At 66.4% G+C, this 4,973-nt stretch carries 5 protein-coding genes; 4 read left to right on the top strand and 1 reads right to left on the bottom strand.

Annotated elements, in window-relative coordinates:
• Positions 1-1,126, bottom strand: a 1,126-nt coding sequence (locus WA805_RS20975; protein WP_425243174.1) for an ATP-binding protein, incomplete at its 3' end; no start/stop codon positions are given.
• Between the two features lie 368 nt (positions 1,127-1,494).
• On the opposite strand from WA805_RS20975, the gene WA805_RS20980 reads away from it, so the two are divergent.
• The 4 genes from WA805_RS20980 to WA805_RS20995 all read left to right on the top strand — a co-directional run.
• Positions 1,495-1,653, top strand: coding sequence for a hypothetical protein (locus WA805_RS20980; RefSeq protein WP_422288528.1), 159 nt, complete (start codon positions 1,495-1,497; stop codon positions 1,651-1,653).
• A gap of 405 nt (positions 1,654-2,058) precedes the next feature.
• Positions 2,059-2,934, top strand: a complete 876-nt coding sequence (locus WA805_RS20985) for a helix-turn-helix domain-containing protein (RefSeq protein ID WP_424563852.1) — start codon at positions 2,059-2,061, stop codon at positions 2,932-2,934.
• A gap of 269 nt (positions 2,935-3,203) precedes the next feature.
• Complete coding sequence (locus WA805_RS20990) at positions 3,204-3,776, top strand: DUF397 domain-containing protein (protein ID WP_422288530.1); 573 nt, start codon at positions 3,204-3,206, stop codon at positions 3,774-3,776.
• 459 nt (positions 3,777-4,235) lie between these two features.
• On the top strand, positions 4,236-4,973 hold a 738-nt coding region (locus WA805_RS20995), incomplete at its 3' end, for an aldo/keto reductase (protein ID WP_425243175.1).

Genomic DNA, 4,973 nt, shown 5'->3' on the forward strand with positions numbered 1-4,973 from the left:
CCGCCAGGGCGCGGGCCGCGTCACGGTGCCAGGCGGCGCGCACCGCGGCCGGCATTTCCTCGTAAAGCGCCGCGCGGATCATCGGGTGCCTGAAGCCGAGACTGCTGCCCGATTCGGCGAGCACGCCGGCCACGCGCGCCTCGTCAACCGCAGGGAGCAGGTCCGGCAGGCCGCGGCCGAGCACGATCGCCAGGTCGGAGATCTCGAAGTCCACGCCGAGCAGCGCCGCGGCCCGCAGCACGTCACGGACCGGGCCGGTGACGAAACCAAGGCGGTCCGCGATTACCGCGGACAGGGAGCCAGGGATGGAGCCGGAACCGGAGCTGCCCGGCTGGCCGCCGAGGCCGGTCCCGTCCGCGAGCGCCGCCGTACCCGCTGGCGTCAGGGTCAGGTTCGAACCGCGCATCAGCGCGGCGACGAGTTCGGTGAGGTAGAGCGGGTTGCCCGCCGCTCCCTCGGCTAGCCTGAGCAGGCTGCCATCCGGCCTGCCGCCGGCCAGCACAGCCACGAGGTCCGCCACCGCCGGCTCGGCGAGCCCCGTCAGCTGGATCCGGCCATCGTCGCCCGCGAGGCGGTGCAGCGCGAGCAGGTCGTCCCGGTGCGGGACCGGGCGCGCGGTACCGATGAGCAGCAACGGGGCCTGGCGCGCCGTCCTCGCCAGCCGGCCCCAGAGCGTCACGCTCGCCGGATCGGCCCACTGCAAGTCATCGATGACCAGGACGACCGGCCGCACGGCGCTTTCTTCCGCGACGAGCGCGAGCAGCTGCTCGGCCAGCGTCGCGGGCACGTCCGCACCCCTGTCGGCGGCGATCTCGCCGCGCAGCAGCCCGACGATCGTATTGCGCCGTGCGTTGACCGACGGTTCGCGGACCTGGAGCGCGTCAAGGAATGGCAGCAGCGGCAGCGCCGTGCCGAGCTCGTCCCCGGCGCCCCAGAAGACCTGGCACCCGGCATCCGGCGCGGCCGTCACGGCCGCGTGCACGAGCGCAGACTTGCCGATGCCCGGTTCGCCTTCGATCAGTACCGCGGCACCGCGCCCTCGGGCGGCTTCTCTTAATAGCCCATCGAGGAGGGCCAGCTCGTTGTCGCGGCCGACCAGCACGGCGGCCGCGGTCACCGGAGACATGGCACAGACTTTACTACCTGCGGCATCCCCGGAACAGGAAAACCATTTTCGGACATTAATTCGGCAAATCCTCGGCTCGCCGATGGTAACTGGCAGACCCGTGGCGCACTCTGCGATGCAATTTGCATGGAAGTTTGCACGGCATCGAGTGCCGACAATTTTATCGCATCGCTAAATGAATCTTTCACATAAAGCGGAAACGCAATATGTTATGCCGGTTTTTGTCATTGATACGGTCAGCATAGCGATTTACCGTAGTGCATGTAAGAGCCGAACGCTGGCAAATCAAGAACATCACTGTCGATGCGTCTGCGGGCCGCTGACGCCAGGTGAAGGCTGCTGAGCTGTATCTATGCCATGGAGGAATCATGCGCATAAGGCGAGCCATCATCTCCCCTCTCGTGACACTCGGCTTTGCCGGGTCCGTTCTTGCCGGCGTGACGGTGCCTGCGGTGGCCGCGTTCACGTCCAGCACCCCCGTGGTCGCGGTGGCAGCCGCGAAACCGATGGTTTACATGCACGCCTGAGACAATCAGATCGCAAGACTAACGGCCTGCCGCCGAATCCCCCAATCCGCGGCAGGCCGTTCTCATGGGCACCGGGAAGTGCCTATTTCAGTTCTATAACGCTCCCGCTGATGCCCCTCGACTCATCGCAACTCCAGTCCCATTCTTTCACCACTGTCACCATCGCCAGCCTTCTATACAGGCAGCACAGCGGAGTGGATTTCCGCGACAGGCACCCCGCGCCTAGGCCCGTATCAGCGGTCGCTGAATGAATCGGCGGTGCCTCATGTCACAAAAGAAGCTTCGGTCGCGCTGGGTGAGTGTACGATGTACTCAGGGTTTCATAGCGGATTTCCGTGCAATCTGCGTGACGGCTCAGCTGAGCCAGCCGTTCACGCGCGCGGCACCAGAAGAAGGGGGTGCCCGATGACCGAGCCAGGCAGCCCCACGGTGCGCCGTCGGCGGCTTGCTGCCGAACTGCGGGAAATCCGCGAGTCCAGGGGCAGGAGCGGGGAATCGGTCGCCGCGGCGCTTGGCTGGTCGCCTTCCAAGATCAGCAGGTACGAGCGGGCCAAGACCGGGCTGCGGCCGCGCGAGGTCGAACGGCTCCTCTCCTATTACCAGGTCACCGGGCAGCGCCGCGCGCTGCTGCTCGCGCTCGCCGAGGACGCCACCCATAAGGGCTGGTGGGAGGATTCCTCCGACGTTCTCGCCGAGGACTACAAGCAGTTCATCGGCCTGGAGCACGAGGCGAATTCCATCGCGATCTGGCACGTGGACGTCGTCGCGGGCCTGCTCCAGACGGAGGCATACGCCCGGCACATCATCGGCAGCTACAGCCGGATTGAGCCCGTCGCGCCCGGCATGATCGGGCGGCTCGTCCGGGTCAGGATGCGCCGCCAGCAGGCGATCGACCGTGCCGACCTGCAGCTTTCCGTCGTCTTCGACGAATCGGTCCTGCAGCGCAGGATCGGCGATGACGTCGTGATGTACGAGCAGCTGCAGCACCTGGCCAAGGTGGCCGAGCGGCCGAACGTGACCATGCAGGTCCTCACCCTCGACGGGCAGCACCGGGTTTTCGGCGAGTCCTTCGTGATTTTCGGCTTCGGCGCAGACAGCGAAGCCATGCTGCAGGACGTCGTCGCCACCGAGCACATGCGCAGTGGCTTCACGCTGGAGGGGGAGCGGGAGACGTACCTGCACCGGATCGCGTTCGATACGCTCGCCGAGGCGGCGCTCGACCCGCAGGCGTCCAAGGCGCTCATCCTCGAGACGGCGGAATCGCGCTGGCTGGGGCGTTAGCAGAGCGAGCGGGCGCACACTTGTTACGCACATGCATGCTGTGGATACTTGCTGCCTACGGCATGTCTTGAAGCTCACGAGGTTTTACGAGTAATCGGTGCCTAATGTGCGCTAGGGCTATTTGGGACAAGCAGGACTCTCGGGACAAGTGTTGTCTGCTAGCCTATGGAATATAGCGACAGCAGTACGTAATCCTTACACTACGCACTGTTGTCATTTGTTCGTTAATTAATTCCAGGCACAATCAGCAATCAGTGAGGTGGGGCGACATGGCAAGGCCTAATGAAGAAAGGCCAGGTTCAGGTTCTCACTGGGTTAAGAGCTCGCTGAGCTTCTCCAACGGCAACTGTGTCGAAGTGGCGAACCTCTCAGAGGGCGGCGTGGCCGTGCGCAACAGCAGGGACCCAGAAGGGCCGGTTCTCCGGTTCACCCCGGACGAGTGGCACGCTTTCCTTGGCGGCGCTCAGCTGGGAGAATTCGACAGTTTCGGCAGGTTACGCTTCACATCGCGAGAACAGCGGAGGGTCCTTCCCGATGGCCCGGGGGGACCCTCCGCTGCCGCGTCGCCGCAGCTTGCCTCGTCGTCGGCTGAACCGTTCGCGGGCTGGCGGAAGAGCCCAGCGTACGGTGCCGGCTCGCGGCATCGCTGCGGCCGCCGCGCCGCGGCTTGCGCGGGCGCGTGCCGTGAGTACGGTGAACCGCCGGGGGCGTTACGGCTCACCGTCCCCACGTCTGCACCCCGGCGGATCGCGGCCGGCTGCCCGTTGCGGCATCGGGACGAACCGGACGCGACCCGCTGGGGCACGTCAAATGCCCTGCTCAGCCGGGCGTCCGCCGGCTAGCATGGGGATCTGGCCCAGTGCCAGGGCCAGGTGCGTACCCGCACCGGAGGGGACCACGGCTCGTCGCCGTCGACCGCACGTGCCGTGCGTCGCAGGAACCGGTGTCCCCAGCCGCGAGGTACGTGCTGGCGCTGGTCACAGGCTCGCTGGAGAGGAAACGGCACCGCTGCAAGTCGATAGGAAGACGCGTCGCAATCCCGTTCATGCGGTTCCTTCAGTTGGCCGGTAGGGGCTTTGCGGATCGCGCTCCGGCTGCCCGCGGGGAAGACCGAGCGCCGGGCGGATCCTCATCAAGTTCTCGTTGCAGCACAAATACTTCTGCAAGTTGCGGTGCAAGACATCGGTCAGCTGACTGATCTTCGACTGTGACGGATGAGTCTGTTGTGACTGATGGTGTGATCCGCGCGGCGACTCCCGCTCCGGGGATCGTGGCACACCGCCCTTGATAGGTTCGGCAGCATGGTTTCCCTTGGCCGTACGAACCTGGACGTCTTTCCCCTCTGCCTGGGCGGCAACGTGTTCGGGTGGACCGCCGACGAGCAGCAGTCGCGCGCCGTGCTCGACGCCTATACCGAGGCGGGCGGCAACTTCGTCGACACCGCCAACTCTTACCTGGTCGAGCACGGCCGGTCCGAGACGCTCATCGGGCGCTGGCTGAAAGAGCGCGGCAACCGCGACCAGATCGTGCTCGCCACGAAGGTCGGCGGCGGGCGTGACCCCAGGTACCGGAACCTGCGGGCGGACAATATCCGCAGCGAGGCGCACGCCTCCCTCGACCGGCTGCAGACCGACTACGTCGACCTGTACTACGTGCACCACGACGATCAGGAGACGCCGCTCGAGGAGTCGCTGCGCGCGTTCGACGCCCTGGTCACCGACGGGGTGGTCCGGCACGTCGCCGCCTCCAACTACTCGCCGGAGCGGCTGACCGAGGCACTCAGGCTGCAGCGCGAGCTGGGGCTCGCCGAATTCACGGTGCTGCAGCCGCACTACAACCTCGTCGAGCGGGACTACGAGCGCACGCTCGCGCCCATCGCGGACGAGTGGGACCTGGCCGTGCTGCCCTACTACGCGCTGGCCAGCGGGTTCCTGACCGGCAAGTACCGGCCGGGCAGCGCGGAGGTCGACTCGCCGCGCGCCCAGCGGGCCGGCGAGTACCTCGCCAAGGGCGGCGGCGCGGCGCTCGAGGCGCTCGAC

It is taken from the genome of Trebonia sp., assembly GCF_049794275.1.
GTDB lineage: Bacteria > Actinomycetota > Actinomycetes > Streptosporangiales > Streptosporangiaceae > Trebonia.

Bases quoted from the DNA above. Each gene is read 5' to 3' on its own strand.
- WA805_RS20980 (WP_422288528.1), top strand. From the start codon at position 1,495: ATGCGCATAAGGCGAGCCATCATCTCCCCTCTCGTGACACTCGGCTTT.
- WA805_RS20985 (WP_424563852.1), top strand. From the start codon at position 2,059: ATGACCGAGCCAGGCAGCCCCACGGTGCGCCGTCGGCGGCTTGCTGCC.
- WA805_RS20990 (WP_422288530.1), top strand. From the start codon at position 3,204: ATGGCAAGGCCTAATGAAGAAAGGCCAGGTTCAGGTTCTCACTGGGTT.